General features: G+C 53.4%; 2 protein-coding genes. Both read right to left on the bottom strand.

Going from position 1 to position 3,636, the window contains the following annotated elements:
* Window positions 1–76: 76 nt before the first annotated feature.
* On the bottom strand, window positions 77–829 hold the full coding sequence (tpiA, locus tag G451_RS0120105) for a triose-phosphate isomerase (RefSeq protein WP_027185656.1): 753 nt from the start codon (window positions 827–829) through the stop codon (window positions 77–79).
* A 38-nt stretch (window positions 830–867) separates the two neighbouring features.
* Window positions 868–3,390: an alpha-glucan family phosphorylase gene (gene glgP, locus G451_RS0120100; RefSeq protein ID WP_027185655.1), complete on the bottom strand. Its 2,523-nt coding sequence runs from the start codon at window positions 3,388–3,390 to the stop codon at window positions 868–870.
* Between the last annotated feature and the right edge of the window lie 246 nt (window positions 3,391–3,636).

Genomic DNA, 3,636 nt, shown 5'->3' with positions numbered 1-3,636 from the left:
AAGCGGGAAGAAACCGCTTTCCTCAAAAGGGGTTTCTTCCCGCTTCCCCTCCCCCCAGATTCTTCTCTTCTATCTTCTACGCCAAGACAATCTTACTAAAGCTGTCTGCTTTCAGGCTTGCGCCGCCGACGAGGACGCCGTTGACGTTTTCGATGGCGATGATGGAGGCGGTGGTTTCGGGTTTGACGGAGCCGCCGTAGAGGATGGGGACGGCATTTCCGGCTTCACCGTATTTTTTCCCCAGCCAGCACCGGGTCAGGGCGTGGGCGTGTTCGATTTCCGTGGGGCCGGCGACTTCGCCCGTACCAATGGCCCAGACCGGTTCGTAGGCGACACCGAGATTGGGCAGTTTGTCGGCGGGAACATCGGCCAGACCGATTTCGAGCTGTTTGGTCAATACTTCTTCCACGCGGCCGGCTTTGCGTTCTTCGATGAGTTCACCGATGCAGAAGACAATGGTCAGACCCTGATTTAAACCGTAGGACGTTTTCTTGCCGATGAGGTCATCGGTTTCTCCGAAAATATGACGGCGTTCAGAGTGTCCGGTCAGCGCCCATTCGATGCCAATATCTTTGAGCATCATAGGTGAAATCTCACCCGTGAAGGCACCTTGTTCTTCGGGATAAAAATTCTGTGCGCCGACACGAAACCCAGGGGCGTCGGCCAGAATCTCTTTCACGGCGGTAAGCGCGGTGAACGGAACGAACAATGGGACGATGCGATCATCAGGCAAATTAGCGTTCACCTGATCTTTGAGCCCTTGAGCCAGGGCTTTGGCATCGGCAATAGTCTTGTGCATTTTCCAGTTGGCCGACATCCAATATTGCATTGATGGCTCCTTGTGCATTGAGTGTTCGAGTGCCGAATTTACGCGTACCACAGGATATGATTGAGTTCCAATGGAACGACGAGCCCTTCGGGCGTCGGGACGATCCGTGGCGTGTAATCTTGCGCGAGACGATTCGTGGAGATTGTTATCGTGTAAACATGACCATTACCAGCCCCAGGAAGCTCATCATCGCGCTCCATAGGATGAATATCCGGAGTTTGGTCGGGATTGTCCGCATAAAGCTGAACGGTCACATCTCCCGCCTCAAGATTGCCAAGAAAGACCGGCAGGGTGAACACCACATTTCCGTCTTCTTCACGCGTTTCGAGACGACCAAAACGCAGTTGATCGAATCCTGTGTTGATACGATTTATGGCCTCAAGCAATTTGGCCGCTGGAGCGCCTTTTTTGGCTGATCGTTCAGAAAATCGAAGCGCGGCCGGCGCGTAGAGTTCGTTGACATAATCCCGCACCATGCGATTGGTCGAAAAGGCCGGGGTGAGCCGTGCCATGGAGGCGCGCATTTTGGCAACCCAGCCGTGCGCAATGCCGTTTTCATCCTGATCATAATACAGCGGAACAATGTCGTTTTCCAACAATGCATACAATTGCTCGGCTTCAGCCACATCGTAGCCTGAATCCTCACCATGCTCCTGGCCATCACCCAATGCCCACCCGACTTCCGACGTATAGGCTTCGGCCCACCAGCCGTCGAGTTCCGAACAATTGAGACCGCCGTTTACTAACACCTTCATACCGCTTGTGCCGCTGGCCTCCCAGGGACGACGCGGCGTATTGATCCAGACGTCGACGCCGGAAACAAGATGTTCGGCCATGGACATGTCATAGTCGGCTAAAAAGACGCAATGTCCGGCAACATCGGGACGTTTGGCAAATTCCACCCACTGTTTCACCATCGCCTGTCCCGGGGCATCGGCCGGATGCGCTTTCCCCGCAACAACAATTTGCACGGGCCGATCAGGATTCGTCAAAATTCGCGCCAGTCGATCGGGATCGGTCAACAAGAGATTGGGACGCTTATACGTTGCAAACCGACGAGCAAATCCCAATGTCAGTATGTTTTCATCAAACATCGATCGCGCCGCATCAATGGCTTCAGCGGTATCGCCGTTCATTTCGAGCTGATGGCTATGACGTTCTCTGATATCGTTGACGAGACGAACCCGTCCTTGTTTACGAAATGCCCACAAGCGGCCGTCCTCAACGGCATCAAGGTCGCTCTCTATACGGTCCATATCACCAAGCCAGCGATCTTGGCCGCAGACATCATCCCACAGGCTTTCCGCATCTGACGATTCCCAGGCCGGGACGTTGACCCCGTTGGTAATGGATGTCACCGGAATTTCGGGTGTCGGCCAGCGAGGGAATAACGAGGCAAATAAATATCGGCTGACCTTTCCATGGAGGGCGCTCACCCCGTTAACGCCGCTTGCTCCATGAATGGCAAGGTACGCCATGTTGAGCGGTTCGTTTTCATCGCCCGCCTTTTCTCTCCCCAGATTCATAATATCGTCCAGGGTGATGCCCAAACGTTCTCGTGCATACCGCTCCACATACCGCGCCACGAGACCACGATCAAAACGATCGAATCCCGCCGCAACCGGTGTGTGTGTCGTGAAGAGATTCCCGCCACGCGTTGCGGCCAAAGCCTGCCAAAAATCGCATTTGGATTTTTCCATGTACTGCCGGGCGCGTTCCAGAACGGCAAACGCAGCGTGTCCTTCGTTCAAATGACATACCGCGGGCGGGGTTCCGAGCTGACAAAGCAGACGCCAGCCACCGATACCAAGGACCAGTTCCTGCTGAAGGCGCATTTGGCTGCCACCTCCATACAATTCGCTGGTAATCCCGCGATCCGTTGGAAAATTTGTGGGGTCATTGGAGTCAAGTAAATAGAGCGTGACGCGTCCGACTTGGGCCTGCCAAACATTGAGTTTGATGGGATGCCCCGGAAAATTGACTTCGACACTGATCCACTTGCCGTTTTTGTCGCGTAACGGCACGACGGGCAAATGACTGGGGTCATTGACGGGATAAGACGCCATTTGATTGCCATCGGCATCGATCAACTGACGAAAATACCCCTGTCGGTACAACAACCCGACTCCGACCAAAGGAACGCCCAAGTCACTGCATGTTTTCAGATGATCTCCAGCCAACATACCAAGTCCACCCGAATAAATGGGTAAGGCTTCACTCAGGCCGAATTCCATGCTGAAGTACCCCACCGACCACTTGGCCTTGGAGAAATTTTTCTGGAACCATCCTTTGGCTTTGAGTTCGGATCGTCTCGTTTTGAGAGTCTTTTCAAGAGTTTTCCGAAATTTTGCATCCCCGGCCAAACTCTCCAATTCTTTGGTCGACATGGTCTGCAAAATCAACCACGGGTTACGCGTCAATTTCCAGGTTTGCGGATCCAAGTCCTGCCAAATAGCATCGGCATCCGGACTCCACGACCAACGCAGGTCCAATGCCAATTCCAAAAGTCCCGACAATTTATCCGGTAATGCCGGAAAAAGATAACGGCCCGTAAGCGGCATGAGGAATCCTCCCTATAGGCATGAAGAGGGAAAAAGAGAAAAGAGTGTGTGCAGAAAAACTTTAAAAACGTTTCACGGGGCGTGACAGTGCTGCTTTTTGCCGTACGCTCGGTCCACCTCCGATCATCCCATTATCAACAAGGCCAAGTCGCTTCGACACCCCTCATAGTTATCTTGAAATCCTCCCCATACAAAAAGGTTTAAGGAAGGGGAGAGATGAGGAGGGGTGAGGGGGTCCAGGGGGAG

It is taken from the genome of Desulfovibrio inopinatus DSM 10711, assembly GCF_000429305.1.
Lineage (GTDB): Bacteria > Desulfobacterota > Desulfovibrionia > Desulfovibrionales > Desulfovibrionaceae > Alteridesulfovibrio > Alteridesulfovibrio inopinatus.
Note: the sequence above shows the minus strand (reverse complement) of the source record. Positions and strands in the feature narration are given on the sequence as shown.